The sequence below is a fragment of the Halobellus clavatus genome (assembly GCF_900107195.1).
Classification (GTDB): domain Archaea; phylum Halobacteriota; class Halobacteria; order Halobacteriales; family Haloferacaceae; genus Haloquadratum; species Haloquadratum clavatum.
The window spans coordinates 218,869-242,886 of sequence record NZ_FNPB01000002.1; the positions used below are offsets into that span (position 1 = coordinate 218,869).

30 protein-coding genes and 1 tRNA gene are annotated in these 24,018 nt (G+C 67.5%); 18 read left to right on the forward strand and 13 right to left on the reverse strand.

The annotated features are described in order from the left end of the window. Nucleotide 1 precedes the first annotated feature (1 nt). The 4 genes from BLU74_RS04510 to BLU74_RS04525 all read right to left on the reverse strand — a co-directional run bounded on the left by BLU74_RS04510 (nucleotide 2) and on the right by BLU74_RS04525 (nucleotide 3,159). The gene (locus BLU74_RS04510; protein WP_089765651.1) at nucleotides 2-571 is read right to left on the reverse strand and encodes a mechanosensitive ion channel family protein; all 570 of its coding nucleotides are present in this window, start codon (nucleotides 569-571) and stop codon (nucleotides 2-4) included. A gap of 71 nt (nucleotides 572-642) precedes the next feature. After that, the gene (gene sufS / locus BLU74_RS04515) at nucleotides 643-1,920 is read right to left on the reverse strand and encodes a bifunctional cysteine desulfurase/selenocysteine lyase SufS (RefSeq protein ID WP_089765653.1); all 1,278 of its coding nucleotides are present in this window, start codon (nucleotides 1,918-1,920) and stop codon (nucleotides 643-645) included. A 100-nt stretch (nucleotides 1,921-2,020) separates the two neighbouring features. Next, nucleotides 2,021-2,320 (reverse strand): DUF424 domain-containing protein, encoded by a 300-nt coding sequence (locus BLU74_RS04520; protein ID WP_089765654.1) that lies wholly within the window; start codon nucleotides 2,318-2,320, stop codon nucleotides 2,021-2,023. Next, the gene (locus BLU74_RS04525) at nucleotides 2,320-3,159 is read right to left on the reverse strand and encodes a tetratricopeptide repeat protein (protein ID WP_089765656.1); all 840 of its coding nucleotides are present in this window, start codon (nucleotides 3,157-3,159) and stop codon (nucleotides 2,320-2,322) included. Before BLU74_RS04525 ends, BLU74_RS04520 begins: the two co-directional genes overlap by 1 nt. A gap of 75 nt (nucleotides 3,160-3,234) precedes the next feature. Between BLU74_RS04525 and thpR the strand changes: the two genes are divergently transcribed. Continuing rightward, a complete protein-coding gene (thpR, locus tag BLU74_RS04530; protein WP_089766088.1) occupies nucleotides 3,235-3,795 on the forward strand; it encodes an RNA 2',3'-cyclic phosphodiesterase in 561 nt (186 codons plus the stop codon). A gap of 108 nt (nucleotides 3,796-3,903) precedes the next feature. On the opposite strand, the gene BLU74_RS04535 is transcribed toward thpR, so the two are convergent. Further along, on the reverse strand, nucleotides 3,904-4,836 hold the full coding sequence (locus BLU74_RS04535) for a DMT family transporter (protein ID WP_089765658.1): 933 nt from the start codon (nucleotides 4,834-4,836) through the stop codon (nucleotides 3,904-3,906). Nucleotides 4,837-4,978: 142 nt separating this feature from the next. Here BLU74_RS04535 and BLU74_RS04540 point away from each other — a divergent pair, with 142 nt between their 5' ends. The 6 genes from BLU74_RS04540 (at nucleotide 4,979) to ftsY (ending at nucleotide 8,226) form a co-directional block, all read left to right on the forward strand. Next, entirely contained in the window at nucleotides 4,979-5,131 is a 153-nt protein-coding gene (locus BLU74_RS04540) for a 50S ribosomal protein L39e (protein ID WP_089765660.1), read from the forward strand. A gap of 2 nt (nucleotides 5,132-5,133) precedes the next feature. Next, nucleotides 5,134-5,412: a 50S ribosomal protein L31e gene (locus BLU74_RS04545; RefSeq protein ID WP_089765662.1), complete on the forward strand. Its 279-nt coding sequence runs from the start codon at nucleotides 5,134-5,136 to the stop codon at nucleotides 5,410-5,412. A 1-nt stretch (nucleotide 5,413) separates the two neighbouring features. Continuing rightward, the gene (locus BLU74_RS04550; RefSeq protein WP_089765664.1) at nucleotides 5,414-6,079 is read left to right on the forward strand and encodes a translation initiation factor IF-6; all 666 of its coding nucleotides are present in this window, start codon (nucleotides 5,414-5,416) and stop codon (nucleotides 6,077-6,079) included. A 117-nt stretch (nucleotides 6,080-6,196) separates the two neighbouring features. After that, a complete protein-coding gene (gene rpl18a / locus BLU74_RS04555; RefSeq protein ID WP_089765666.1) occupies nucleotides 6,197-6,388 on the forward strand; it encodes a 50S ribosomal protein L18Ae in 192 nt (63 codons plus the stop codon). After that, nucleotides 6,388-6,861, forward strand: a complete 474-nt coding sequence (gene pfdA / locus BLU74_RS04560; RefSeq protein WP_394327861.1) for a prefoldin subunit alpha — start codon at nucleotides 6,388-6,390, stop codon at nucleotides 6,859-6,861. The genes rpl18a and pfdA overlap by 1 nt, the downstream gene beginning before the upstream one ends. Before the next feature lie 102 nt (nucleotides 6,862-6,963). Beyond that, on the forward strand, nucleotides 6,964-8,226 hold the full coding sequence (gene ftsY / locus BLU74_RS04565) for a signal recognition particle-docking protein FtsY (RefSeq protein ID WP_089765669.1): 1,263 nt from the start codon (nucleotides 6,964-6,966) through the stop codon (nucleotides 8,224-8,226). Between the two features lie 165 nt (nucleotides 8,227-8,391). Here the strand turns inward: ftsY and BLU74_RS04570 are convergent, their stop codons facing one another. Next, on the reverse strand, nucleotides 8,392-8,649 hold the full coding sequence (locus BLU74_RS04570; RefSeq protein WP_089765671.1) for a DUF5789 family protein: 258 nt from the start codon (nucleotides 8,647-8,649) through the stop codon (nucleotides 8,392-8,394). Nucleotides 8,650-8,734: 85 nt separating this feature from the next. After that, nucleotides 8,735-9,358 (reverse strand): LysE family translocator, encoded by a 624-nt coding sequence (locus BLU74_RS04575; protein WP_089765673.1) that lies wholly within the window; start codon nucleotides 9,356-9,358, stop codon nucleotides 8,735-8,737. A 63-nt stretch (nucleotides 9,359-9,421) separates the two neighbouring features. On the opposite strand from BLU74_RS04575, the gene BLU74_RS04580 reads away from it, so the two are divergent. The 4 genes from BLU74_RS04580 (at nucleotide 9,422) to BLU74_RS04595 (ending at nucleotide 13,150) form a co-directional block, all read left to right on the forward strand. Next, nucleotides 9,422-10,831: a signal recognition particle protein Srp54 gene (locus BLU74_RS04580; protein WP_089765675.1), complete on the forward strand. Its 1,410-nt coding sequence runs from the start codon at nucleotides 9,422-9,424 to the stop codon at nucleotides 10,829-10,831. 67 nt (nucleotides 10,832-10,898) lie between these two features. Then, complete coding sequence (locus BLU74_RS04585) at nucleotides 10,899-11,480, forward strand: magnesium transporter (protein ID WP_089765678.1); 582 nt, start codon at nucleotides 10,899-10,901, stop codon at nucleotides 11,478-11,480. Continuing rightward, nucleotides 11,481-12,038: a magnesium transporter gene (locus BLU74_RS04590; protein ID WP_089765680.1), complete on the forward strand. Its 558-nt coding sequence runs from the start codon at nucleotides 11,481-11,483 to the stop codon at nucleotides 12,036-12,038. Between the two features lie 77 nt (nucleotides 12,039-12,115). Then, complete coding sequence (locus tag BLU74_RS04595; RefSeq protein WP_089765682.1) at nucleotides 12,116-13,150, forward strand: nucleoside recognition protein; 1,035 nt, start codon at nucleotides 12,116-12,118, stop codon at nucleotides 13,148-13,150. 99 nt (nucleotides 13,151-13,249) lie between these two features. On the opposite strand, the gene BLU74_RS04600 is transcribed toward BLU74_RS04595, so the two are convergent. Both BLU74_RS04600 and BLU74_RS04605 read right to left on the reverse strand, forming a co-directional pair. Beyond that, nucleotides 13,250-13,669 (reverse strand): RNA-binding domain-containing protein, encoded by a 420-nt coding sequence (locus BLU74_RS04600; RefSeq protein ID WP_089765684.1) that lies wholly within the window; start codon nucleotides 13,667-13,669, stop codon nucleotides 13,250-13,252. Next, nucleotides 13,666-14,307, reverse strand: coding sequence for an AAA family ATPase (locus tag BLU74_RS04605; RefSeq protein WP_089765686.1), 642 nt, complete (start codon nucleotides 14,305-14,307; stop codon nucleotides 13,666-13,668). Before BLU74_RS04605 ends, BLU74_RS04600 begins: the two co-directional genes overlap by 4 nt. A gap of 99 nt (nucleotides 14,308-14,406) precedes the next feature. Between BLU74_RS04605 and BLU74_RS04610 the strand changes: the two genes are divergently transcribed. The 3 genes from BLU74_RS04610 to BLU74_RS04620 all read left to right on the forward strand — a co-directional run bounded on the left by BLU74_RS04610 (nucleotide 14,407) and on the right by BLU74_RS04620 (nucleotide 16,235). Next, nucleotides 14,407-14,480 (forward strand) — tRNA-Arg (locus BLU74_RS04610). A 178-nt stretch (nucleotides 14,481-14,658) separates the two neighbouring features. Then, entirely contained in the window at nucleotides 14,659-15,024 is a 366-nt protein-coding gene (locus BLU74_RS04615; protein ID WP_089765688.1) for a Rieske (2Fe-2S) protein, read from the forward strand. A gap of 80 nt (nucleotides 15,025-15,104) precedes the next feature. Continuing rightward, complete coding sequence (locus BLU74_RS04620) at nucleotides 15,105-16,235, forward strand: amidohydrolase family protein (RefSeq protein WP_089765690.1); 1,131 nt, start codon at nucleotides 15,105-15,107, stop codon at nucleotides 16,233-16,235. A 20-nt stretch (nucleotides 16,236-16,255) separates the two neighbouring features. On the opposite strand, the gene BLU74_RS04625 is transcribed toward BLU74_RS04620, so the two are convergent. After that, nucleotides 16,256-16,570 (reverse strand): hypothetical protein, encoded by a 315-nt coding sequence (locus tag BLU74_RS04625; RefSeq protein WP_089765692.1) that lies wholly within the window; start codon nucleotides 16,568-16,570, stop codon nucleotides 16,256-16,258. A gap of 164 nt (nucleotides 16,571-16,734) precedes the next feature. Here BLU74_RS04625 and mdh point away from each other — a divergent pair, with 164 nt between their 5' ends. Further along, a complete protein-coding gene (gene mdh / locus BLU74_RS04630) occupies nucleotides 16,735-17,649 on the forward strand; it encodes a malate dehydrogenase (protein WP_089765694.1) in 915 nt (304 codons plus the stop codon). A 26-nt stretch (nucleotides 17,650-17,675) separates the two neighbouring features. On the opposite strand, the gene BLU74_RS04635 is transcribed toward mdh, so the two are convergent. From BLU74_RS04635 to BLU74_RS04645, 3 genes are all read right to left on the reverse strand, one after another. Then, a complete protein-coding gene (locus BLU74_RS04635; protein ID WP_089765696.1) occupies nucleotides 17,676-18,944 on the reverse strand; it encodes a hypothetical protein in 1,269 nt (422 codons plus the stop codon). A 68-nt stretch (nucleotides 18,945-19,012) separates the two neighbouring features. Further along, nucleotides 19,013-19,411 (reverse strand): CBS domain-containing protein, encoded by a 399-nt coding sequence (locus BLU74_RS04640; protein ID WP_089765698.1) that lies wholly within the window; start codon nucleotides 19,409-19,411, stop codon nucleotides 19,013-19,015. A gap of 282 nt (nucleotides 19,412-19,693) precedes the next feature. Next, nucleotides 19,694-21,427 (reverse strand): excinuclease ABC subunit C, encoded by a 1,734-nt coding sequence (locus tag BLU74_RS04645; protein WP_089765700.1) that lies wholly within the window; start codon nucleotides 21,425-21,427, stop codon nucleotides 19,694-19,696. A 114-nt stretch (nucleotides 21,428-21,541) separates the two neighbouring features. Here BLU74_RS04645 and BLU74_RS04650 point away from each other — a divergent pair, with 114 nt between their 5' ends. From BLU74_RS04650 to BLU74_RS04660, 3 genes are all read left to right on the forward strand, one after another. Next, complete coding sequence (locus tag BLU74_RS04650) at nucleotides 21,542-21,835, forward strand: DUF7967 family protein (protein WP_089765702.1); 294 nt, start codon at nucleotides 21,542-21,544, stop codon at nucleotides 21,833-21,835. A gap of 99 nt (nucleotides 21,836-21,934) precedes the next feature. Then, on the forward strand, nucleotides 21,935-23,095 hold the full coding sequence (locus BLU74_RS04655; RefSeq protein WP_089765704.1) for an ABC transporter ATP-binding protein: 1,161 nt from the start codon (nucleotides 21,935-21,937) through the stop codon (nucleotides 23,093-23,095). After that, nucleotides 23,092-24,009, forward strand: coding sequence for an ABC transporter permease (locus BLU74_RS04660; protein ID WP_089765706.1), 918 nt, complete (start codon nucleotides 23,092-23,094; stop codon nucleotides 24,007-24,009). The genes BLU74_RS04655 and BLU74_RS04660 overlap by 4 nt, the downstream gene beginning before the upstream one ends. The last annotated feature ends 9 nt before the right edge of the window (nucleotides 24,010-24,018 follow it).

Sequence of the window (24,018 nt, forward strand, 5' to 3'; positions counted from 1 at the left end):
TTCAGCCCGAAGACGCGGTCTCGGTCGTCTCGAGCTGCGTCCACTTCTTCTCGACGTCGCGGTTCGCGACGACGACGGTGTCTCCCTCGGCGTTCCGGAAGCGCGTCTTCCGGAGTTCGATCGCTTCGACCGTTCCGGTGACGGGGTCGGACTTCACCTCGTCGCCGGGGTTGAAATCGGGATCGCGGAGCAGATAGACGCCGGCGACGGTGTCGGCGATCATATTCGACAGCGCGTAGGAGACGCCGAGTGCGACGAACCCGGCGGCGGTCCCGAGACTCGCGGCGATCTCGCCCATCCCGAAGATCTCCAGCAGTGTGAGCGCGACACCGAACCACAGGAAGACGCTCACGATCGTCACGCCGAGGTCGACGATCAACCGCTGCTCGGCGGGGTAGACGGCACTGAGCGTCCGGCGGATCGCGCGGGTGAGCAGCCGGATCCCGACGTACGCGAGCGCGAGAAAGACGAGCCCGGTGAGGATCTTCGGCGCAGCCTCCTGCAGGCCGGTCGCAAACTCGGTGAGCGTTCGCTCGACTGTCTCGACGATGAACCGGACGACAGTGGGCATCGATATCGACCCGTCGCCTGTCAGCCACTAAGAGTTTCGGGAGCGCGAGGCGAACGCGGGGCGAGGCCGCGTCAGGCGAAGAGCTGGCGCGCGTCGTCGACGGCGTCGACGAGCGCGTCGATCTCTGATTTCGTGTTGTAGATGTAGAACGAGGCGCGCGTCGAGGCGGGCACGCCGAGTTTGTCGTGCAGCGGCTGGGTGCAGTGATCGCCCGCGCGGATGGCGACGCCGTGGTCGTTCAGGATGCTGGAGAGGTCGTGAGCGTGGACGCCGTCGAGGTTGAACGCGACCAGGCCGCCGCGGTCGTCGCCCGGCGGTCCGTAGATCTCGACGTCGTCGAACTCGCTCAACCGGTCGTAGGCGTACTCCGCGAGCAGTTCCTCGTGGGACTGCACGTTCGCCATCCCGACCTCCTCGAGGTAGTCGATCGCCGCTTCGAGGGCGATGCCCTGGGCGATGACGGGCGTGCCGGCCTCGAACTTCCAGGGGAGGTCCTCCCACGTCGAGTCGTCGTAGGTGACACTCCGGATCATCTCGCCGCCGTAGAGGTACGGTTCCATCCCCTCCAGCAGGTGCTGTTTCCCGTAGAGGACGCCGATCCCGGTCGGCCCGAGCATCTTGTGGCCCGAGAAGGCGAAGAAGTCGGCGTCGATCTCCCCGACGTCGACGGGGCGGGTCGGGACCGACTGCGCGCCGTCGATGAACACGTGGGCGTCGTGGTCGTGTGCCAGATCGGCCAACTCGCCGGCGGGGACGACCGTCCCGAGCGTGTTCGAGACGTGGACCGCCGAGACCATCGCGGTCGAGTCGTCGATCAGGTCCGCCGCGTGGTCCATATCCAGTCGGCCGTCGTCGTCGACCCGGATGTACTCGACGCTCGCGCCCGTCTTCTTGGCGATCTGCTGCCAGGTGACGAGCGAGGCGTGGTGTTCCATCTCGGTCAGGACGACGGTGTCGCCGGGACCGAGTTCCGCGAGGCCCCACGCGTAGGCGACGAGGTTCATCGACTCGGTCGTGTTCTTCGTGAAGATGATCTCCTCGCGCCCGTCGGCGCCGATGAACTCCGCGACGCGGTCGTGTGCGTTCTCGTACGCCACGGAGGCCTCCTGGCTCAGGTGATGGATGCCTCGGTGGACGTTGGAGTTGTAGCCGTAGTAGTAGTCGACGATGGACTCGACGACGGACTCCGGCGTCTGACTGGTCGCCGCGTTGTCGAGATAGACGAGCGGTTGCGTGTCCGCGGAGCCTTCTCCGGGCGTTTCGATCTCCCCACCGACCATCCGGTCGAGAATCGGGAAGTCCTCCCGAATCGACGCGACGTCGAGCGGCTGCGTTTCCTGAGTTCCCATTACTGCAGTGTAACGGCCCCAGGACTAACACGGCTTCGGTCCGCAGGACCAGGCGAAAACAGTCGTCGTTACGTTTCGAGCGTTGCCGGATCGGATCCCGTCACATCCACAGCAACTGCGCGTGGTGAATGCCGTCGACGACGAGGACTCGATCCTCGTCGACGATGCCGGCCTCGACGGCGACCGAGACGGCCCGTTCGCCGACGATGTTGGCGACGCTGGCGCGAGTGAGGCTATCGATCACGGCCGCTTCGCCGACGTCGTCGGCCGCTTCGCCGCCGTAGAACGTCTCGGTGACTTCGAGCGAGACGTCGCCTTCGGAGTACGTCTCGCCGAGGCACTCGGAATCACAGACCGAGACGAGCAACCCCTCCGGCGTCTGTCGTTCGCGGAGTAACATCACCGCTCCCGCTGGCGGTCGAGGGGCGAGCCCCCGCCCTGCCGCCCCTGGCCGCCGCCACGCTGCTGCCTGCCGCGCTGTTGACCCTGCTGTCCCTCCTGGCCTTGCTCGATCAGTTCCTGTTCGCGCTCCTGACGCAGTTCGTCGGCCTGCTCTTGCGTCTGCTCGGCCTCCTCGTCGCGGCCGAGTTCTTCGAGAGCGCGGGCCTTCTCTTCGAGCACGTCGGCGGTGCGCATCCCGAGGCGGATGGCGTTGTCGAAGGCGTTGACCGCGTCCTCCTCGAGGCCGCGCTCCCGGAGGAAGAAGCCGCGGTTGTACCACGCCTGCGGGAAGCGCGGATCGATCTCGACCGCGCGCTCGGCGTGGCGCAGCGCCGCTTCGATCTCGCCGGCGTTCCACAGCGCGTACGCGAGGTTGGTCTCTGCGGAGGCGGCGTGTTCGGACTCGTCGTCGATTCGGAGCGCCTCGCGGTAGGCCCCGATGGCCTCGTCCCACTCTTCGAGTTCGGCGTGGGCCGCGCCCTTGTTGACCCGTGCCTCCTGCGCCTCGAGGGAGTCGTCGTCGGCGAACTGCGCGGCGCGCTCGAACGTCTCGGTTGCCGCCTCGAAGCGGTTGATCTGCATATACGAGAGCCCGACGTCGATGAGTTGTTCGACGTCGACTTCGTCGGAGGCGATGTTTCGCCGGTCGAGTTCGTCGGTGACGACGCGGGTGTCCACGGGGTCGACCTTCGCCGGGTCGATCTTTAGCTCGGGCGGGTCCAGCGTGAACTCCTCGTAGTCCTCGTCGAATCCCTGGCCCGAGGAGAACTCGTGGTCGTCGCGCTCGCCGTCTGTCATACTGTTGGATTCACGGCCGGGACGGTTAAGCACTACGTCACGACCTTCTTGATCTGCGGTTCCGTACGCGTGCGTATGCGCCTCTTCGTCAGCATTGACCTCCCGGATCGCCTCGCCGAAGCGGTCGCCGACGCACAGGCGCGGTTCGCCGACGCCGACGGCCTCCGATTCGTCGCCCCCGAGCAGGCGCACCTGACGCTGTTCTTCCTCGGCGACACGGACCCCGACCGCCTCGACAGCGTGGAGGCGGCGCTCGACCCCGCCGTCGCCGATACCGAGGTGAAGCCGTTCGAACTCCGCGTCGGCGGCTTCGGCGTCTTCCCCGCCCTCGAATACATCAGCGTCGTGTGGGCCGGCGTCCGCGAGGGCAGCGGCGCGGCGGAGACGACCCGGCTCAACGCCGCCGTCGCGGACGAACTCACCGCGCTGGGCTTCGAGGACGACGAGCACGAGTTCACCCCGCACGTGACGCTGGCGCGGATGGACGACGCCCGCGGGAAGGGGCTCGTCCAGGACGTCGTCCGCGACACCGATCCCGACATCGGGGCGTTCGAGGCGACCGAGATCCAGCTGAAAGAGAGCACGCTCACCGACGCCGGACCGGAATACGACACCGTCGCCGCGTTCGAACTCTGATACTGGGTACTCTCACTTTCACCGCCAAGCGCTCCCCCCGTTGACGGTGCCCGGCGGTAAGAGGCGAGAGTACCCAGTCTGCGTCCACGCCGTCGGCCGCTTCGGGCCTCATTCCGTCCCGAACGGGCCGATCCGGTCGTCGCGCCACCGCCGCAGCTCGGCGCGGAGCGCGCGCCGCTTCACCAGGACGAACCCGACGACGATGATCCCGAACCCGAGGACCGTCTGGCGGGAGAGTGCCTCGCCGAGCGCGAGCCACCCCGAGACCGCGGCGAAGATCGGAATGACGTACTCTAAGAGGCTCACCTGAATCGGCCCCACCCGACGAAGCAGCCAGAAGTACAGCGCGAAGCCCCCGGCTCCGGCGACGACCGCGAGGTAGGCCAGTGACGCGACGGCGGTCGGCGTCCAGACCGGATCGGCGAGCGACTCCGTGGGGAGCGCGGCGCTCGTCGCGTGGAGCGTGACCGCGCCGACGAGCATCATCCACGCCTGCTCGGAGACGGTCGGCATCGTCGTCGGTGCGTCGTGGGTCCCGACCGCACCGACAGCGAACGTGATGGCCGACCCGAGGACGAGCGCTACCCCGCGGAGGTCGGCGGCTGCCAGGTTCGACGGATCGGGGTTCGCGATGGTGACGACGCCGGCGAACCCGAGGCCGACGCCCAGGAGGCCGACCGGGGAGAGCCGCTCTGCCGACGTGGATAGACGGACGAGCGCGGGCGTGAGCACCGGGATCAACCCCAGGAGGACGGCGGCGACCGCGCTGGTGACGTACTGCTGGCCGGCGAAGAGGAACGCGTGGTGGACGCCGACGAGTAAGACGCCGCCCGTCAGGATCGGCCGCCACTCGGGGCCCGTCGGTCGGAGCCGCTCGCCGCGCCACAGCGCCAGTCCGAGGAGGACGGCGGCCGCGACGTCGAAGCGATAGGCTGCGAAGAGGACCGGCGGGATCCACGCCAGGCCCGCTTTCGTCACCATAAACGCGGTCCCCCAGAGTGCGGCGACGAGGAGGAACGCGGCGACCGTGCGGGTATCCATTGCTGCCGAGGAGGCGGTCGCCCGTGTTGAATCACTCGAAACGCACCCGGGTTGCGGCCGCGTCCGCACCTGTCAGGGACTGACGCGGCCGCGGCGTCGAAGGAACAAGATTTTATGCGGTCCGGGGGTAGAAGCGGGCACTATGGGTAAGAAATCGAAGGCCAAGAAGAAGCGCCTCGGCAAACTGGAGCGACAGAACTCGCGCGTTCCGGCCTGGGTGATGATGAAGACGGATATGGAAGTGACGCGGAACCCCAAGCGCCGCAACTGGCGGCGAAGTGACACGGACGAGTAAGGATGAGCGCAAGCGACTTCGAAGAGCGCGTCATCACGGTTCCGCTCCGGGACGTCAAGGCCGTCCCCGCCCACGAACAGGCGGGACGCGCGATGTCTCTGATCCGCGAGCACCTCGCACAGCACTTCAAGGTGGACGAAGACGCCGTTCGTCTGGACCCCGCGATCAACGAGACCGTGTGGGCGAAGGGCAGCCAGAAGCCCCCGAGCAAGCTTCGCGTTCGCGCCGCCCGATTCGACGAGGACGGCGAGTCCATCGTCGAGGCGGAGCCGGCCGAATAGCGTGCTCCGCGCCTCCTTCGCCGGGTCGCCGTACGTCGGAGTTTTCGCCCGCGCGACGGACCACGTCCTCATCGTACGTTCAGACGCCGACGACGACGTCGTCGACGCGATGGCCGAGGAACTTGCGGTCCCGGCAGTGGCGACGACTGTCGGCGGTTCCGGGACCGTCGGCGCACTCGCAGCCGGCAACGAGAACGGGATCCTGCTGACCAGCCAGGCGACAGAGCGTGAGAAGGAGGCGATCGAATCGGCGGCGGACCTCCCCGTGGCCGAGCTTCCGGGGACGATCAACGCCGCGGGGAACGTCGTCCTCGCGAACGACTACGGGGCCTACGTTCACCCCGACCTCTCCGAGGACGCCGTCGCGGCCGTCGAGTCGACGCTCGACGTCCCCGCGGAGTACGGCCAACTCGCGGACGTCCAGACCGTGGGCACGGCCGCCGTCGTGACCAACGAGGGCGCGCTGTGTCACCCCAAGTCCAGAGAGCCCGAACTGGAGGCGCTGGAAGACCACCTCGACGTGCGCGCCGACATCGGGACAGTCAACTACGGCGCGCCGCTCGTCGGCTCCGGCCTCGTCGGCAACTCCTCCGGCTACGTCGCCGGTGAGGACACGACCGGGCCGGAGCTGAGCCGGATCGAGGACGCGCTCGGCTATCTGGACTGAGGGCTCCGCGAGGCTATTCTGTCGAGCCCCTTGAGAGCCGCTCTCGCGCCGTATTCCGCGCCGGATTCTGCGGTCCGAGTAGGAAGATACTTCCCGTTCGCTCGGGTATCAGAGAGTATGAGTCAATTCGCAGTGAGCGGCCGGTTCCAGAGCCGCGACGGGTTCAGCGAGTTCAGCACGACCGTGGAGGCCCCCAACGAGGACGTCGCCACCGAGCGCGTCTACACCGACATCGGGAGCCAGCACGGCCTGAAGCGAACCCAGATCGAGATCGACGACGTCGCCGCAGCAGCGGAGGCCACAGCATGATGGGCGGCGGTGGCGGCGGTGGCGGCCAGCAGCAACTACAGCAGCTCTCCCAAGAACTGCAGGCGATCGACGAAGAGATCGAGGCGCTGCAGTCCGACGTCGAAGACCTCCAGACCGAGCAGACCGAGATCGACGAGGCCATCGAGGCGATCCAGACGCTCGAGAGCGGATCGACCGTGCAGGTGCCGCTCGGCGGCGGCGCGTACGTCCGCGCAGAGGTTCAGGACATCGACGAGATCATCGTCGGGCTCGGCGCCGATTTCGCGGCCGAGCAGTCCGCTGAGGACGCCGTCGCGGCGCTGGAGACGAAGCGCGACGCGCTCGACGACCGCATCGAGGAGGTCCGCGAGGACATCGACGAACTCGAAGACGAGAGTTCCGAACTCGAACAGCAGGCCCAGCAGATGCAGCAGCAGATGCAGCAACAGCAGATGCAGCAGATGCAGCAGATGCAGGGCGACGAAGACGAGTAACGTCGGCGAACGCGATTTGCGCTACGACTGACGGGACCGACCGCTATCGGCGCTGCACGCCCGTTCCCGCCGGTAGCGACCACCCACCAGCGGCAGACCACTATGTTCGACGGACTGAAGAACAAACTCAATAGTTTCCGCGAGGACGTCGAGGAGACCGCCGAAGAGAAGGAAGCCGCCGAGTCGGAGACACCGTCGGACCACGACGCCTCTGACGAATCGGCGTCCGATGCGGCCGACGCCCCGGAATCGACCGAGAGCGACGCGGCCGCGTCGAGTGACGCTGGCGACGCGTCGGGCGACCCCGACGACGCCGGGCACCCCGACGAGGCCGCCCCGTCTGCGGCTGCGGACCCCTCCGAGAGCGACGCATCCGGCGCCGATGAGGACGCAGCGCCACCGACGGCCGGAGACGGCCTCGCGGCCGACGAGGCGGCGGCCGCGCTCGAAGAAGAGACCGACGAAGAGAGCGGTCCGAGCCGACTGCAGCGCGCCGCGGCGTTCGCCACGGGGAAGGTCATCATCGAGGAAGACGACCTCGAAGACCCGCTGTGGAACCTCGAGATGGCGCTCCTCGAGAGCGACGTCGAGATGAACGTCGCCGAGGAGATCCTCGACACCGTCCGCGAGAAGATGGTGGGCGAGACCCGGGCACAGGTCCAGACCACGGGCGAACTCGCCGAGAGCGCGTTGCACGACGCGCTCTACGACGTCATCAGCGTGGGTCAGTTCGACTTCGAAGAGCGCATCGCCGACGCCGAGAAGCCGGTCACGATCGTATTCACCGGGGTCAACGGCGTCGGAAAGACCACGAGCATCGCGAAGATGGCACGCTATTTCGAGGCGCGAGACCGCTCTGTCGTCCTCGCGAACGGTGACACCTACCGCGCCGGCGCGAACGAACAACTCCAGAAGCACGCCGACAACCTCGATCAGAAGCTCATCTCACACGAGCAGGGCGGCGACCCTGCCGCGGTCCTGTACGACGCCGTCGAGTACGCCGAGGCCAACGACATCGACGTCGTCCTCGGCGATACGGCTGGTCGGCTCCACACCTCGAACGACCTGATGGCCCAGCTGGAGAAGATCGACCGCGTCGTCGATCCCGATATGACGCTGTTCGTCGACGAGGCCGTCGCCGGGCAGGACGCCGTCGAGCGGGCGAAGCAGTTCAACGACGCCGCCGAGATCGACGGCGCGGTCCTGACGAAGGCCGACGCCGACTCCAACGGCGGCGCAGCCATCTCGATCGCGTACGTCACGGGCAAGCCCATCCTCTTTCTCGGCACCGGGCAGGGCTACGACGACCTCGAACGCTTCGACCCCGATCGGATGGTCGATCGGCTCGTCGGCGGCGACGAGTAGCCGTCCCATCGGACCTCCGACCCTGAACCGTCCTCTCGTTGGGTCGCTGAGTGTGAGCCGTCCTCCCGTCGGGTCGCTGAGTGGCAATCGCTCTCTCGTCGGATCTCCGACGGTGAGTCGTCGTCTCGTCGACCCTCCGGTTACGCGTCGCTGTCGGCTGTCCGACTAGGCGTCGCCGTCCGACTGGAACGGCTCGCCGACTGCCGATCTGGGGAGGAGACTCAGGAATTCCAGTTCGAGGTCGTCGCGCGAGGTGAATCGGTCGGTGGCCGATCGTTCGAGTACGTCGCCGACGCTGACCGATCCCTCAGCGAGGCGCACCGTCACGTCACCGCACTCGCCAGCGGCCCGCCGCGGCGAGAGCGGGTACTCGAGTGCGTCGAAGACGGTGCCGATCCGGTTGAGTTTGATCGATTCTGTCACGCTACTCGTACGCCGCCAACAATAATAAATATATATGATAATTTCTGGCGGCTCACCGGAAGCGGGAGCGCGGAGCCAGCGGCCGTCACTCGACCGCGAGCGCCAGGCCGAGCGTGATCATCGCGCCGCCGCCGACCCAACTCAACCGGGAGGTTGTGGTCGAGGCGGTGAGCAGCGAGCCCACGCGCCCCGAGGCGACCGCGACGATGCCCAGATACGCCGCCGTCAGGGTGGCGTACGTCGCGCCGAGGACGAGCATCCGACTCGTGGCACCGGGGGCCGACCCCGCGAACCCCGGGAGAAACGCGAGGAAGAACAGCGCCACCTTCGGGTTCAGGACGTTGACCAGGACGCCCCGCCGGAAACTCCCTGTGGCGTCCGCGGTCGGCCCGTCGGCGTCGGCGGCGTCGCCGAATTCGTCGTTCCGGATCGCCTGTACGCCGAGGGAGGCGAGGTAGACCGCGCCGGCGTACTTCACGACGCGGTAGGCGGCCGGCGCGGCACGGAGCAGCGCGGCGAGGCCGAGCGTCGCCGCGGCCGTATGGAGGAGCACGCCCGTCGCGATCCCGAACGCCGAGCGGACGCCGGCGTCGCGGCTCTGGATCCCCCGCGCGAGGACGTACATCGTGTCTGGACCGGGCGTGAGAATGAGCGCGACGGCGGCCGCACAGAACGCGAGGTAGGTGGCGGGGCCCGGAAGGAGCGCCATCACGAGTGCGTCGGCGGCCCCGCAGAAAAAGCCTTTACACGGCCGGTGGCGTAGAGACGGGTAATGGTACTCGATAATCTCGGGAGTTCCCTCCGCAGCAGCCTGGATACACTGCAGGGGAAGTCCCGCCTCGACGAGGAGGACGTCGAGGAGATCGTCAAGGAGATCCAGCGGTCGCTGCTCTCTGCCGACGTCGACGTGAATCTCGTGATGGACCTCTCCTCGTCGATCGAAGAGCGTGCGATCGAGGAGGAACCGCCCGCGGGGACGTCCGCCCGGGACCACGTCCTCAAGATCGTCTACGAGGAACTGGTCGATCTCGTCGGAGAGTCGACAGAACTGCCGCTTGAGTCGCAGACGATCCTGCTCGCTGGGCTCCAGGGCTCGGGGAAGACCACGAGCGCCGCCAAGATGGCGTGGTGGTTCTCGAAGAAGGGGCTCCGCCCCGCCGTCATCCAGACGGACACCTTCCGCCCTGGCGCGTACGACCAGGCCAAACAGATGTGCGAGCGCGCGGAAGTCGAATTCTACGGCGATCCCGACGAGTCCGACCCGGTCAGGATCGCCCGCGACGGCCTCGAAGCCACCGAGGAGGCCGACGTCCACATCGTCGACACCGCCGGTCGTCACGCGCTGGAGGACGACCTGATCGCGGAGATCGAAGAGATCGAAGCCGTCGCCGAGCCGGATCGATCGCTCCTGGTCCTCGACGCCGCGATCGGCCAGGGCGCGAAGGAGCAGGCCCGCGAGTTCGACGAGGCGATCGGCATCGGCGGCGTCGTCGTCACCAAACTCGACGGGACGGCGAAGGGCGGCGGGGCGCTGTCCGCCGTCAACGAGACCGGCTCCTCGATCGCCTTCCTCGGGACGGGTGAGACCGTCCAGGACATCGAGCGCTTCGAGCCCAACGGCTTCATCTCCCGGCTCCTGGGGATGGGCGACCTCAAACAGCTCTCCGAGCGCGTCGAGCGCGCGATGGCCGAAACCCAGGAGGAAGAAGACGACTGGGACCCCGAGGACATCATGGAGGGATCGTTCACCCTCAAAGATATGCAGAAGCAGATGGAGGCGATGAACCGGATGGGGCCGCTCGATCAGGTCCTCGATATGATCCCGGGACTCGGCGGCGGTTTCAAGGACGAACTCCCGGACGACGCGATGGACGTCACGCAGGATCGGATGCGCGCCTTCGACGTCATTATGGACTCGATGACTGACGACGAACTGGAGAACCCCCGCTCGATCGGGGCCTCCCGCGTCCGCCGCATCGCCCGCGGTTCGGGCAAGGACGAAGAGACCGTCCAGGAACTCCTCCAGCAGCACAAGATGATGGAGCAGACCATCCAGCAGTTCCAGGGGATGGGCGACGGCGATATGCAGCGGATGATGAAGAAGCTCCAGAACCAGGGCGGCGGTGGCGGCGGAATGGGCGGTCTCGGCGGCGGCGGTGGCGGCCTCGGCCCCTTCGGATAACGGGCCGTGACTCTGCGGTCGTCCACGACACGTCCGATTTTTCACCCCCGCGTTCGTCCCCAGTCGTATGACCGTCCGGGACGCGGCTCGCGACGCCTACCGCGAGGCCCTCCCAGCACTCGCCGCGAGCCTCGTCGGCGGTCTGTTCGCGGGCGTCGTGCTCAGCGGAATGCGCGCGGAACTGCGCGCGGTTCCCGGACTTCTCGTTCTCGTCCCCGCGCTGTTGGCGACCCGGGGTAACGTCTATGGCTCGCTCGGCGCACGGATCTCGACCGCCCTGCACCAGGGGCTCATCGAACCCCGCATCCGCGGCGGCGACGAGCGCCTCCGCGCGGCGGTGGCAGCGGCGCTTGCCAACGGACTGCTCGTGTCGTCGTTTGCGGCGATCGCGGCATTCGCCATCCTCACGGTCTTCGGTGGTTCCGTCGCGCCGCTTCCCGTCCTCGTCGCGACTGCGCTTCTCTCCGGTCTCCTCTCCGGCATCGCGCTCGCCGGCGTCGTCGTCACCGCCGTGTTCGCCGGCTATCGTCGCGGGCGCGACCCCGACACGCTCGTGGGGCCGCTCGTGACGACGACGGGGGACCTCTTCGGAATGCTGTTTCTCCTCGTGGCTGTCAGGCTCGTCCTGTTCGTCGTCGGGGTGATCTGAGTGGCGACCGACTGGACCGTCCGGGCGATCACGCGCGCGATGCTCCCCGTGCTCCTCGTGTTGACGATGGTCGAGATCGGCAGCGGACTCGTCCTCGGCAGCTTCGAGGCGCAGCTGCTCCAGTACCCGACTCTGCTGGCGCTCGTGCCGGTCACGATCGGGACGGCCGGCAATCTGGGAAGCATCCTCGCCGCGCGGCTCTCGACGGCGTTTCACCTCGGGACGCTCTCGTTCGACCCGCGCGACGAGAACCTCGCGGGTAACGCGGTCGCGACGCTCGCGCTCGCGGTCTCGATCTTCCCCGTCGTCGGCGGCGGCGCGTGGGGACTCACCGCGATCGTGAGCGGGGTCCAGCTGGCACCGGGCACGGTCGTCGCGATCTCGCTCATCTCGGGGATCGCACTGGCGATCCTGGCGATTACGGTGACTGTGGCGGTGACGTACGTCGCCTACCAGTTCCAACTCGACCCGGACGACGTGGTCATTCCGGTGGTCACCAACACCTGCGACGTGCTGGGGATCGTCGTGCTCTTCGCGACCGTCCAGTTGGTGTTGTGAACCGACGGGCGACCCCGCGGGGGATCGGAAACTGCAGAATCGACGCCGATTAGTCGGCCGAGAACCGAGTACTGCGCGTGCAACCTGGAGCGCTCGTCGACACCGCCTGGCCCGTCCTCGTCGAGGTTGCGCCGCGAGTCGCCCGCATCGCGGTCTTCATCGGGGCGGGCGTCTTCCTCGCGAACATCGCCGTCGGCTTCGGCCTCGTCGAGAAGATCGCCGGCTTCTCGAAGTACCTCACCCGTCCGGCGAACCTCCCGGACGAGGTCGGGACCGCGATCGTCACGACCGCGGCGTCGACGACGGCGGGCTACGGGATGCTCGCGGACTTCCGCGAGTCCGGCCGGTTGACCGACGCCGAGACGCTGATCGCCGTCACGATGAACACGTTCTTCGGCTTCGTCCAGCACATCTTCACGTTCTACGCACCGGTGCTGATCCCGATTCTGGGGCTCGAAGTCGGCCTCCTCTACGTCGGCGCGCGTGCGGCGATCGCGCTCGGCATCACCGTCGCGGGTGTCCTCGCCGGCGCGGTGCTGCTCTCTCGGGGATCGGCGACCGACCGGTCCGAGGACGCCGCCGTCGACGGCGGCGTCGAGGCGACCGACGGCGGCCCCGAACAGCCGGTCACAGCGCCCGACACCGACGACGGCGACGACTCTCCTGCGGCCGTCGTCCGCACCGCCGCCGAGAAGACGTGGCCGAAACTCACGCGGATCGTCCCGCGGCTCGCCATCATCTACGTCCTGGTGACACTCCTGGTTCGGACGCAGGACCTCCGTGCGGTCACGGGCGTCGCGGAGCCGCTGACGGCGCTGCTCGGCCTCCCCGGTGCGTCGCTGCCGGTCGTCGCCGTGTTCGCGTTCGACACCACCGCCGGCGCGGCCACCATCGCGCCGATGATCGGGCCGACGTTCACGCCGCGGACCGCGGTCGCGACGATGCTCCTCGGCGGGATCATCTCCTTCGCCGTGTCGACGTTCAAGCGCTCGATCCCGTTCCAGTACGGCATCTGGGGGCCGACCTTCGGTTCGAAGGTCATCGCGGTGAACACGGCGCTGAAAGTCGTCTTCATCGCCGCGGCGCTGGCCGTGCTGCTCGCGCCCATCTGAACGCGGCGGACCGAGCGCGTCCACAAGTAGTCAGGACTGCTGTCCAGCGTCGTCGAGTCTCACGGGGAATCGATGAGTCTCATCCAGGATCGGCGAGCCTCACTCTGAGTCGTCGATATCGATCGGCGTTCCGTCCTCCGTCGGCGGCGCGACGTGGTCGATGTAGGACTCCACGTCGGGTTCGTGGACGGTGACGTGGACCTCGATGTCGCCGAGTTCGTCGGGGTTCCCGACGGCGAAGTTGATCGTGCCTTTGAACGCCGCCTGTTTCTTCAGCGCGAAGGAGAAGCCCTCAGCGTCGGCGCGCTTGCCGAACTCGCGGCGCGCGGTGTCGAGGATCTCCTGTTCGTGCAACCGCTCGGAGAACCGTTCGAGCGAGTGCGTCGTCCCGACGAGCGCCGTCTCCTGGCGTTCGAACTCGACGTTCGGGAAGAGGTTCCGGACGGCATCCTCGACGCGGGCGGTGACCTCGGTGTCGCGCACCGGGGCGACGACCCGGGCGTCGATGCGGTAGATCACGCCGAATCACCGGCCGTCGAACCGAGTGTGGGGTCGTCTCTGGCGTCGGCGGCCTCGATAGCGACGTCGACGTGGTCGTCCCCGGCGACGTCCGCGAGGTCGCCGTCGAGGACCGCACGGATCCGATCGCGGAACGCCGCCAGCGTATCGGTGTTCCGAATCACCACGTCCGCGCGGTCCATCACCTCGCCCATCCCGAAGCCGAGTTCGCGCTCCTCGCGGTGGCGGAGCGCTTCGCGGTCGAGGTCGGAGTCGTCGCGGGCGCGGTCGAGCAGGCGCTCGGCCCGGATCTCGAACGGTGCTTCGATGCTCACGAGCAGGAAGTCCTCGCCGAACGCCTCGCGGAAGCGGTCGAGTTCGACGTCCGAGCGGAGGCCGTCGACGAGGACTGCGTCGCGACGTTCCAGTTCGGATTCGATCAGTGGCAGCGACCGCTCGGCGATCGCTGCGGGACCGTCCTCCTCGCGGAGCGTCCGCGCCATCTCGCCGTGGTGTTCGGCGGGATCGAAGCCGCGCTCGCGACAGGCCTCGCGAATCACGTCGCCCATCGTGACGACCGGAACGTCGGCTTCACGAGCGACGGCGGCGGCCTCGCCCTTGCCGCTCCCGGGCAGTCCGACGGTGCCGATGACCTTCATTACGCGCCAATTCACGGCACCCGACCTTACGCGTTCCGCTCGCTCGCAACGACGACAACCCACATTCCTTTTTACCGACGACCGACTGGTTTTCGACGAGGGCGCGTAGCTCAGTCGGACAGAGCGTCGGACTTCTAATCCGATGGTCGCGGGTTCGAATCCCGTCGCGCTCGTTCGGCCTTCGGCCTCACTCGCGCGACGACCTCCCGAGCGCTTCGCTCTCGGGAGTCCCGTCGCGCTCAAAACGTCCCGCCGTCCAAATGCACCGCGCTGCGAGCGCTGTCGGATGGTCCCCCAGCAGTGGCGCGAATCCTACCAAAAAATTATGTCACCATCGGTGAGAGTACGGCTATGGCCTCACACGCTGTCATCAGTGCCGAAGAGCTCCCGCCCGGCGACCACCTCGTCGTGGAGTTAGAGGGCAAAGAGATCGGAGTCTACAACGTCGACGGGGAGTACTACGCGTACACGAACTGGTGTGCTCACCAGAGCGGACCGGTCTGTGAGGGGCCGACCTCTGGATTCCTGGAAGCCGAGTTCGATCGAGAGGAGATGGAGACGAAGACGGAGTACGTTCGGGAGGGCGAGATCGTCGCGTGCCCGTGGCACGGGTGGGAGTTCGATCTCGTGACCGGTGAGTGCCACTCCAAGCCGGGTGTACAACTCATCTCTCACGACGTCGACGTCGACGACGGGGAGCTCGTCGTCACCGTCTGAGGGCCCGCCGCCGTCCGCGCTCCTGCCACACGTGGCAAGCGGCTGAATACTTATTACGCACGGCCTGGACCACACGAGGTATGGGAACGACCCCCACGTCATCCGGCGAAGCACCGATGCAGGACCTCGTCGTCGTCGACACCGACGTGCACGTCCCCGAGCACCACCCCGACATCGCGGAGAAGGTGGCCGAGAAGATGGAGATGCCGTACAGCCACCTGCTCGACCCGAACAAGGGGACCGGCGGCTACGGATTCCCCTCGACTGGAAGCCACAGCGAGGTCCCGGACACGCTCTCTGTCTTCGGTGGCCGCGACGATGTATCGAGTAACGTGACCGATACCGAGGCGTACATCGACGAACCGCTCTTCGAGGGCTTCGGGGTCGACTACCCGATCATCAATATGCAGCCGATGTGGGACGTCTACCCGGACACCGAGCAGATCGTCCAGCAGATGCCGGCGGCCAACGACGTCCTCGTCGAGGAGTTCATGGACGCGAGCGACGAGTACTTCGGGCTGATCGGTCTCCAGACTCGCGACCCGGAGGCAGCGGCCGCGGAGATCGACCGCCTCGGCGACCACGACCAGCTCGTCGGCGTGTTCATCCATCCGGGCGGGCAGGAACGCGGGCTCGGGGAGTCGCGGTACGATCCGATCTGGGCCGCCGCCGAGGATCACGGACTCCCGGTCGTCTTCCACACGACGGCCACCGGGCATATGTGGGATATGGCGGGGATCTATCGGTCGATGTCGATTATGCCCGAGGTTCACACGCTCAGCCATCCGTTCGCGATGATGTGGGTCGTGACGAGCCTCATCGCCAACGGCACGCCGGCGAAGTTCCCGGACCTGGAATTCGTGATTCTGGAATCCGGTATCGGGTGGGTGCCGTACCTGATGTCGCGCCTCAACCGGGAGTACAGTACGTGGCGGAGCCAGGTCCCGCTCTTAGAGAAGATGCCGGAAGACTACATCCGCGATCAGTTCTACTTCGGGACGCAACCGCTCGGTGAGTTCAACGACCGGTCACAGATGGCCGATATGATCGATCTCCTCGGACCCGAGAGCATTATGTTCTCGACGGATCACCCCCACTACGACTTCGACAACCCCGAGTCGATCCGGGCGTTCTTCAGTCACCTCTCCGAGGCGGACCAGCGTGCGGTCTTCGGGGAGAACGCCATCGAGGTGTTCGACCTCCCCGTCTGATCCCGACGGGCGCGACGTCCTCACTCGGCCGCCTGCGCGATCCGTTCGCGGAAGGTTTCGGCGTCGACGTGGTACCGCGTGTTCCCGTTTTCGTCGCGCGACCGGTCGACGGTGAAGGCACGTTCGCCGTCCACCCGGACCTCCCAGTCGTCGGGATACTGCACGTTCATCCCGATGAGCCTGATCACACAGTCGTGCTCTGACTCCAACGCCGACACCACCTCGTGAACGTACGTTCCGTTCTCGAACCGCGACGGCTCGTAGGACGGAAGGTCCATCTGGTCCCGCTCGCGCTCGTTTCTGACCCACCAGTCGGGCTTCGGATCGCCGTCCATAGTCGGTCCTACGGACGGGCGGCGCTTGTATATTGGCCGGAGCGCGCGGCGGGCTGACTCGCCTTCCGGCCGCGACCGACCGTTCTACGGTCCCCAGCCGAGGGCGGCCGTCTGAGTCCGGTCCCGAAGCGTTTAATCGCTCGTGGGGGCATCTACGAGTCGATATGACGAAAGTCAGCATCGTCGGTGCCGCCGGGACGGTCGGCGCCGCCGCCGGGTACAACCTCGCGCTCCGTGACGTGGTGGACGAACTCGTCTTCGTCGACATCCCAGACAAGGAGGACGAGACGGTCGGACAGGCCGCAGACACGAACCACGGGATCGCCTACGACTCGAACACCGAGGTCGTCCAGGGGACCTACGAGGACACCGCGGGCTCGGACGTCGTCGTCATCACCGCCGGGATCCCTCGTCAGCCCGGGCAGACGCGGATCGACCTCGCGGGCGACAACGCGCCGATTATGGCCGACATCGGAGCCTCGCTCGCCGAGCACAACGACGACTTCGTCTCGGTGACGACCTCGAACCCCGTCGATCTGCTGAACCGGCACCTCTATGAGTCCGGTGAGCGCGACCGTCACAAGGTGATCGGCTTCGGCGGCCGACTGGACTCCGCGCGGTTCCGCTACGTGCTCAGCCAGCGCTTCGACGCGCCCGTGCAGAACGTGGAAGCGACGATCCTCGGTGAACACGGCGACGCGCAGGTCCCGGTCTTCTCGAAGGTGCGCGTCGACGGCGCGGATCCCGCGTTCTCCGCCGACGAGCGCGAGGAGATTCTCGGCGATCTCCAGGAGTCCGCGATGGACGTCATCGAACGGAAGGGCGCGACCCAGTGGGGCCCGGCGACCGGCGTCGCCCACACGGTCGAGGCCATCCTCCGCGACACCGGCGAGGTCCTGCCCGGGTCGATCGTCCTCGACGGGGAGTACGGCTACGAGGACACTGCCTTCGGCGTGCCGGTCAAACTCGGGTCTGACGGCGTCGAGGAGGTCGTCGAGTGGGGTCTCGACGACTACGAGGTGGAGCTGATGGACGACGCGGCCGAGAAACTCGCCGAGCAGTACGACGAAATCGCCTGAGCGCGGCGCCGTGTCGGACCTGCGTCTCACTCGGTCACGACGGCCGCAACCGAGGGTATCGCGTCGATGACACCGGCCGCGATGCCGTATGCCGCCAGCGCGTGCGCCCGCGGCCAGTTGTCGAGGATGGTCGTCTCCGTGAGGTAGCCGTCGCCCTTCGAGAGGTAGTACGCGGCCGACCGCAGGAGCCACTGCTCGAAATCAGTGCCCGTGGCGGCGATCTGATAGGCACCGTCGACGGCCCGGCGCTTCACGTCGAGTAGCAGCGACCGCGGTACAGACGAGCGGCCGTCGAGGCGCTCGACTGCCGCCTTCCCAGTGGGGAAGCCGCGGAACGCTGCGAGCGCGGTCGCGAGCGTGGTCGTCTCCAGGCCGGCCAACCCGTCCCGTCGAGCCCACTGTGCGTCGTCGAGCGAGTCCTCGCCCGGTGCGAGGGTCAGGAGTCGGTTCCAGGCGGTGTCTCGCGGCGTCGTTTCCGCCCGACGTCGCGCGTCGTACCACTCCTCGTCGTGAGCAGTCTCCGCCACGCGCGACCGGTACGTCTCGCGGGCAGCCGCGAGGTCGACCCGGACCGGCATCGACTGGCGCGCCTGGAAGGTCCGGTAGAACTGACGGGCGTCGTCGAGGTGGCGGACGGAGCGCTCGTGGTCGACGACGGCCTGGGACAGCGCCCGCTCGCGGACGCGTTCCGGGTTCTCGTCGAGTTCGGACCGGTCGACGCGAGCGTTCCCGCCGGCGATCATCGCGACGTGCAGTCGGCGCTCGATCAGGTCGATCCACACCATCGCCTCGGCGGCCGCATCGCTCTCGTAGTCGAGCGCGGTGCGGAGGTCCTCGAGACCGGACGCCGGTCCCGTCTGTGCGGGGCCATCGGGCCCGATCGAGACGTCGTCGAGCGCGGCAGCCGCGCCCCCGAGCGCCAGCGCGACGTATCTGACGTGATACCGGGCTTCGCTGATCGTGTCGAACGACGGTGGATGCGATTCCTCGAGGAACGCTTCGGCGTCGGCGATGCTCCCCTGGACGCCGAAGAACCGATCGCCGTCCAGGGACCCGGCTGCACGGGCCTCTTCGACGACCGGCTTCGCCCGTGTCGTGAGTTCCCGGAGATGTTCGATCGCCGAGTTTCGGTGTGCAGGGCTGACGAGGGCGACGTCTTGGTACGACACGCCGTCGGGGTACGGGACCGCCGAGGGGCCGGCCGCGGCAACCGCTCCGACACCGAGGAGTCCGGCGACGCCGACGGCACCTCCGGTCCGGAGAAGGGCACGGCGGGAGAGAGAGGGACCAGTCACGGGAGCGTCTTCGGAAATGAGCCAGATACGTCTTGTCCTAATTGCGGTCGGGGATGGCCCTCGCGACTTTACGCGCGCGCCGGTTGCAGTTCGGAGACGTAGGAGGCCAGATCGGTCGTCGTGACCATCCCGATGACGGCGCCTCCGTCGTCGACGACGGGGACGTGGTGGATTCCGTGCTCGATCATCGATTCGGCGACCTGTGCGATCGGGACCTGTGCGGTCGTCGTCACCGCGGTGTCGGACATATACTCCGAGACCGGCGTCTGGTCTTTCGGCCGTCGCTCGGCGACGATCCGCACGAAGTCGGTGTTCGTGAGGATGCCCACGAGGTGGCCGTCGTCGACCACGACGACAGAACCGATCTCCTCGTCGAGCATCTTCTTCGCGGCGTCTTCGACCAGCGTGTCCGGAGTGACGGTCTGCACCGGCGAGGACATCACGCGTGCAACGAAAATATCGTCCATACCACCACATACCCGATCAACGACTATTAAGGATTCTGCAGGCGGCGATTCCGTCGGGGTCGCCCGATCGACGCGAGCGTTTATGTCCGATCGGGGGACCAACACCTCCGTGACGTAAGCGACACCCCGCGTCGGGCCGCGGTCGTTCGGCACGCCGGCGCGGGATGCGACTCGGAGGGCCGGTGCCGACTGCTCGCCTGCACTGAGCAACTGCGTCTTCCTGCTCCAAAATCGGCTCGACCGTCCGCTCACAACCGTTCCTCGACCGGTCCGGCCGATCGCTCACAACCGCTCCCGGATCGTTTCGGCCGTTCGCTCGCCCACGCCCGGCACGTCGATCAGGTCTGCCGTGGAGGCCGCACGAACGTTCTCGACGCTCCCGAACCGACGGAGCAGCGCTTCCCGTGTCTGTTCGCCGACGCCCGGCACGTCTTCGAGAACCGTGCTCACCTCGTCGCGGAGCGTCTGGTGGTACTGGACGGCGAAGCGGTGCGCCTCGTCGCGGACGCGCTGGAGGACGTGCAGTCCGGGGTGGTCGTCGTCCCAGTCGTGGACGCCGTCGGGCGTGACGACTAGCTCCTGCTCCTTCGCGAGCGCCACCGCCGGCACGTCCCAGCCAGTTTCGGCGAGCGCGTCGGTCGCCGCACCGAGTTGTCCCTCGCCGCCGTCGATGAGCAAGAGGTCCGGGTCGGGGCGGTCGTCGCGCCCGTCGATCGCTCGCTCGGCCCGCCAGCGGACGAGGTCACGCATCCGCGCGTAGTCGTCGTTGCCGTCGGTGAGTCGCTTCCGGCGGTACGCCGACTTCTCTGCGGAGCCGTCGACGAAGCAGACGTCGCTGCCGACGACGGCCTTCCCCTGCGCGTGGCTCACGTCGAAGCCCTCGATCCTGGAGACCGAATCCACCCCCAGTCCGTCGGCGAGTGCCCCCAACTCGTCGCCGCGGTCGGGGCCGCTTCGGGCGTTCTTGAGCGCGAGGTCGACGAGCTTCGCTTCTCGACCCGCCCCGGGAACGCGAACGTCGACGCCCTCGGCGTTCAGCCACGCTGTCACGTCCGCGTCGTCGGGGCGCTCCGAGCAGAGAACCGTGTCCGGGAGGTCGCGCTCGGCGTAGAACTGCGTGAGAAACGCCGTGAGGACGGCTGCAGAGCGTTCGCCGCCGTCCGGGGCGTCGAGCCGGTGCCGAGAGCGGTCGACAAGCTGTCCGCGCTCGCTGTGGAGCCTGGCAACGGTCGCGGTGTCCCCCTCGACGGCCACACCGAGCACGTCCACGGCGCGCTCGTCGGACTGCGTCGCGACCGCCTCCTCGCCCTCACCGTGAAACGATTCGACCGCGTCGAGTCGGTCCCGCAGGTTCGCCGCTCGCTCGAACTCCTCGGCCTCGGCAGCGGCCGCCATCTCACGGCGAAGCGGATCCGCCAGGACGCCCGTCTCGCCCTCGAAGAACCGGACGACTGACTGCACGTCGTCCCGGTAGGCGTCGGCGCCGATCTCACCGGTACACGGGGCGCTGCAGAGCCCCATCTCGTAGTCGAGACAGGGCCGGTCTCGGCCGGCGTACTTGTGATCCGAGCAGCCGCGGAGTCCGTAGGTCTCCCTGAGTGCCTTCACGGCGGTCTCGACGCGCCCTTTGTCGGTGAAGGGGCCGAAGACCGTCGCCCCGGGCTCTGGGTCCCGCGTCACCTCGATTCGGGGGACGGCGTGATCGGTGAGTTGCACCAGCGGATAGGACTTGTCGTCCTTCAATCGGACGTTGTACCGGGGCTGGTGGCGCTTGATCAGGTTTGCCTCGAGTAGCAGCGCCTGGGTCTCTGTGTCCGTGACGGCGACGTCGATCGACCGCGCGCGGTCGACCATCTGGCGGATCCGTTCGCCGCGCGGATCGGCGTACGACCGCACGCGGTCGCGGAGGTCCACGGCCTTGCCGACGTAGAGGACGTCCTCACCGTCGAGGAACTGATAGACACCGGGATCGGTCGGCAACGCCGCGGCGCGATCGCGGAGGTCGCTGCGCTCCATCGCTCCAGCGTAGCGGCGCGAACGGCTTGAGCGTGACGCGACGGGCCGGGCGGCAGCCCCCTCGCCGACTGCGCGAGACGGCAGGTACAAACCGCGCCTTGACGATCATCCCGTATGGACGAAGACGAGAACCGGAGTCACGACGACCCCGTCCGCTGTTGGCTCGTCGAACGGACGTACACGGATCGCGGACTCGTCGATATGGTGTACGCGACGCCCGACGGCTCGGCCGTCCGGCGGAAGCAGATCTCGACGACCATTATGCGCCAGCGCGGGACCGAAGCGACGGCCGCCGTCACCGTCGACGCCGACGACCTCGAACCGGTCGGCGATCAGGACACGCGCGAGCGGTACGCGACGGAGGTCGAGCGGATGCGCGAACAGCACGGCCCCGACGAAGAGGTCTGACCCGCGATCGCCCCGAACCGCCGTCGAACGGCGGCAGACCGATTTCAGACCTGATTTTCGCACCAAACGCTTTAACAGCAAACCTGACAATCCTCGCCTATGGCTGCTATCGAACTCGACGGGGTGACGAAACGGTTCGACGACGTCACCGCCGTCTCGGACCTCTCGCTGACGGTCGAGGATGGAGAGGTCTTCGGCTTTCTCGGCCCTAACGGCGCCGGGAAGTCGACCACGATCAATCTCCTTCTCGACTTTGTCCGCCCGACGACGGGTACTGTGACGGTCCTCGGACACGACGCGCGCGAAGAGAGCGTCGCGGTCCGCGAACGGACCGGCGTCCTCCCGGAGGGATTCGACGTGTACGATCGGCTGACGGGTCGTGCGCACGTCGAATTCGCGATCGATTCGAAAGAGGTGGACGTCGACCCCGACGACGTCTTGGACCGCGTCGGCCTCGCGGACGCGGCCGACAGACAAGCCGGTGGCTACTCGAAGGGGATGCGACAGCGCCTCGCGCTCGCGATGGCACTGGTCGGCGACCCCGACCTCCTCGTCCTCGACGAGCCCTCCTCGGGACTGGATCCCGCCGGCGCGAAGGAGATGCGCGAGATCGTCCTCGAAGAGGCCGAGCGCGGCACGACCGTCTTCTTCTCGAGTCACATCCTCGAACAGGTCGAAGCCGTCTGCGACCGCGTCGGCATCCTCCGCGAGGGTGAACTGGTCGCGGTCGACTCTATCGCGGGGCTCCGCGAGGCGTCGGACGCAGACGCCACGCTCAGCGTCGCCGTCGGCGATCCCGTCGACGACGACGTGCTCGAATCGGTGCGCGCACTCGACGGGGTTCAGCGCGTCGAGCGCAGTACCGAGGGCGGTCTCCGCGTCGGCTGCGACAGCGACGCCAAGACCCGGGTCGTGACCGCGCTGGAGGACAACGGCGTCACTGTCACAGACTTCACGACCGACGAGGCGTCGCTCGAAGACCTGTTCCTCGCGTACACCGAAGGCGAGCGTGACGAACCGACAGACGCCGACGCGTCGGTCGCGGCGGACGACGGAGAGGCGGACGCCGACACGACCGCCAGTCGCGACTCGACTGCGACCAGCGATCCGGCCGCCGACAGCGGAGAGACCGCTGACAGCGATACCGCCGCCGGCGCTGAAGACGCGGACGCCGATTCGGCCGCCGACGAATCCGACGGTGACGAGACCGACGCGCCGGACGCCGGAGACGAGGCCATCGAAGAGGAGGTACAGCGATGAGCTGGCAGGCCGTCGCCCGCAAGGAGTTCCGCGACGCGATCCGCTCGCGATGGCTCCACGGATCGACGCTGTTCTTCGCCCTTTTCCTCGGTGGGGCCTCCGCGCTGTTCTTCGGCGTCCTGCTCGGGCCCGAGAGCCGCCAGGTGTCGAACCTCTTCGGCTTCTTCGCGAGCCTGGGAGTGTTCAGCTTCTCGTTCCCCGGGCTGCTCGCACTCGTCCTCGGCTTCATCGCGCTCTCGACCTCCTACGGATCGATCACCGAAGAGCGCGAGACGGGCTCGGTGAAGCTCCTGCTGTCGCTGCCGAACTCGCGGCTCGACGTGATGATCGGGAAGTTGCTCGGCCGCTCGGCGGTCGTCGTCGCCGCGCTCTTGGTCGGCTTCCTCGCGACGTTCGTCATTCTCGTCGCGACGGGGTCGCGCCTCGAACTCGGCTCGTTCGTCCCCCAGGTCGCGCTCACGGCGCTCTTGGGTGCCGCGTTCGTCTCCGTCGGGTTGAGTCTCTCCGCGCTCGCGGACTCGAACCGCGAGGCGACGCTCGCGACGATGGGACTGTACCTCGTCTTCGCGATCCTCTGGGGTTCGATCGCCGAGGGGATCCCGAAGCTCATCAACTACGCCGCCGAGCAAGTCGGGATGAGCGTCGCCGAACTCACGCGGGTGAAGATCGGTGTCTTCCTGAAGTACCTGAACCCGCTGAAGACCTACGAGACGCTGGCGGCACAGTTGTACTACGGTCCCGCCCAGGCGCGCCTCGTCAGCACGACGTTCGGTGAGCGGACGATCCTCGCGCCCGTGCTGGAGGGATCGCCGCCGTTCTACTTCACGGGGTGGTTCCTCTTTCTCGTCCTCCTGGCGTGGATCGTGCTCCCCGCGGCGGTCGGCTACTGGTCGTTCGAGCGCGCCGACCTCTGATCGGCCGCG

What these genes read in the sequence shown, in the direction of transcription:
- BLU74_RS04510 (WP_089765651.1), bottom strand. Translation starts at nt 571, where the DNA reads ATGCCCACTGTCGTCCGGTTCATCGTCGAGACAGTCGAGCGAACGCTC.
- sufS (WP_089765653.1), bottom strand. Translation starts at nt 1,920, where the DNA reads ATGGGAACTCAGGAAACGCAGCCGCTCGACGTCGCGTCGATTCGGGAG.
- BLU74_RS04520 (WP_089765654.1), bottom strand. Translation starts at nt 2,320, where the DNA reads ATGTTACTCCGCGAACGACAGACGCCGGAGGGGTTGCTCGTCTCGGTC.
- BLU74_RS04525 (WP_089765656.1), bottom strand. Translation starts at nt 3,159, where the DNA reads ATGACAGACGGCGAGCGCGACGACCACGAGTTCTCCTCGGGCCAGGGA.
- thpR (WP_089766088.1), top strand. Translation starts at nt 3,235, where the DNA reads ATGCGCCTCTTCGTCAGCATTGACCTCCCGGATCGCCTCGCCGAAGCG.
- BLU74_RS04535 (WP_089765658.1), bottom strand. Translation starts at nt 4,836, where the DNA reads ATGGATACCCGCACGGTCGCCGCGTTCCTCCTCGTCGCCGCACTCTGG.
- BLU74_RS04540 (WP_089765660.1), top strand. Translation starts at nt 4,979, where the DNA reads ATGGGTAAGAAATCGAAGGCCAAGAAGAAGCGCCTCGGCAAACTGGAG.
- BLU74_RS04545 (WP_089765662.1), top strand. Translation starts at nt 5,134, where the DNA reads ATGAGCGCAAGCGACTTCGAAGAGCGCGTCATCACGGTTCCGCTCCGG.
- rpl18a (WP_089765666.1), top strand. Translation starts at nt 6,197, where the DNA reads ATGAGTCAATTCGCAGTGAGCGGCCGGTTCCAGAGCCGCGACGGGTTC.
- pfdA (WP_394327861.1), top strand. Translation starts at nt 6,388, where the DNA reads ATGGGCGGCGGTGGCGGCGGTGGCGGCCAGCAGCAACTACAGCAGCTC.
- ftsY (WP_089765669.1), top strand. Translation starts at nt 6,964, where the DNA reads ATGTTCGACGGACTGAAGAACAAACTCAATAGTTTCCGCGAGGACGTC.
- BLU74_RS04575 (WP_089765673.1), bottom strand. Translation starts at nt 9,358, where the DNA reads ATGGCGCTCCTTCCGGGCCCCGCCACCTACCTCGCGTTCTGTGCGGCC.
- BLU74_RS04580 (WP_089765675.1), top strand. Translation starts at nt 9,422, where the DNA reads ATGGTACTCGATAATCTCGGGAGTTCCCTCCGCAGCAGCCTGGATACA.
- BLU74_RS04585 (WP_089765678.1), top strand. Translation starts at nt 10,899, where the DNA reads ATGACCGTCCGGGACGCGGCTCGCGACGCCTACCGCGAGGCCCTCCCA.
- BLU74_RS04605 (WP_089765686.1), bottom strand. Translation starts at nt 14,307, where the DNA reads ATGAAGGTCATCGGCACCGTCGGACTGCCCGGGAGCGGCAAGGGCGAG.
- BLU74_RS04615 (WP_089765688.1), top strand. Translation starts at nt 14,659, where the DNA reads ATGGCCTCACACGCTGTCATCAGTGCCGAAGAGCTCCCGCCCGGCGAC.
- BLU74_RS04620 (WP_089765690.1), top strand. Translation starts at nt 15,105, where the DNA reads ATGGGAACGACCCCCACGTCATCCGGCGAAGCACCGATGCAGGACCTC.
- BLU74_RS04625 (WP_089765692.1), bottom strand. Translation starts at nt 16,570, where the DNA reads ATGGACGGCGATCCGAAGCCCGACTGGTGGGTCAGAAACGAGCGCGAG.
- mdh (WP_089765694.1), top strand. Translation starts at nt 16,735, where the DNA reads ATGACGAAAGTCAGCATCGTCGGTGCCGCCGGGACGGTCGGCGCCGCC.
- BLU74_RS04640 (WP_089765698.1), bottom strand. Translation starts at nt 19,411, where the DNA reads ATGGACGATATTTTCGTTGCACGCGTGATGTCCTCGCCGGTGCAGACC.
- BLU74_RS04645 (WP_089765700.1), bottom strand. Translation starts at nt 21,427, where the DNA reads ATGGAGCGCAGCGACCTCCGCGATCGCGCCGCGGCGTTGCCGACCGAT.
- BLU74_RS04650 (WP_089765702.1), top strand. Translation starts at nt 21,542, where the DNA reads ATGGACGAAGACGAGAACCGGAGTCACGACGACCCCGTCCGCTGTTGG.
- BLU74_RS04655 (WP_089765704.1), top strand. Translation starts at nt 21,935, where the DNA reads ATGGCTGCTATCGAACTCGACGGGGTGACGAAACGGTTCGACGACGTC.
- BLU74_RS04660 (WP_089765706.1), top strand. Translation starts at nt 23,092, where the DNA reads ATGAGCTGGCAGGCCGTCGCCCGCAAGGAGTTCCGCGACGCGATCCGC.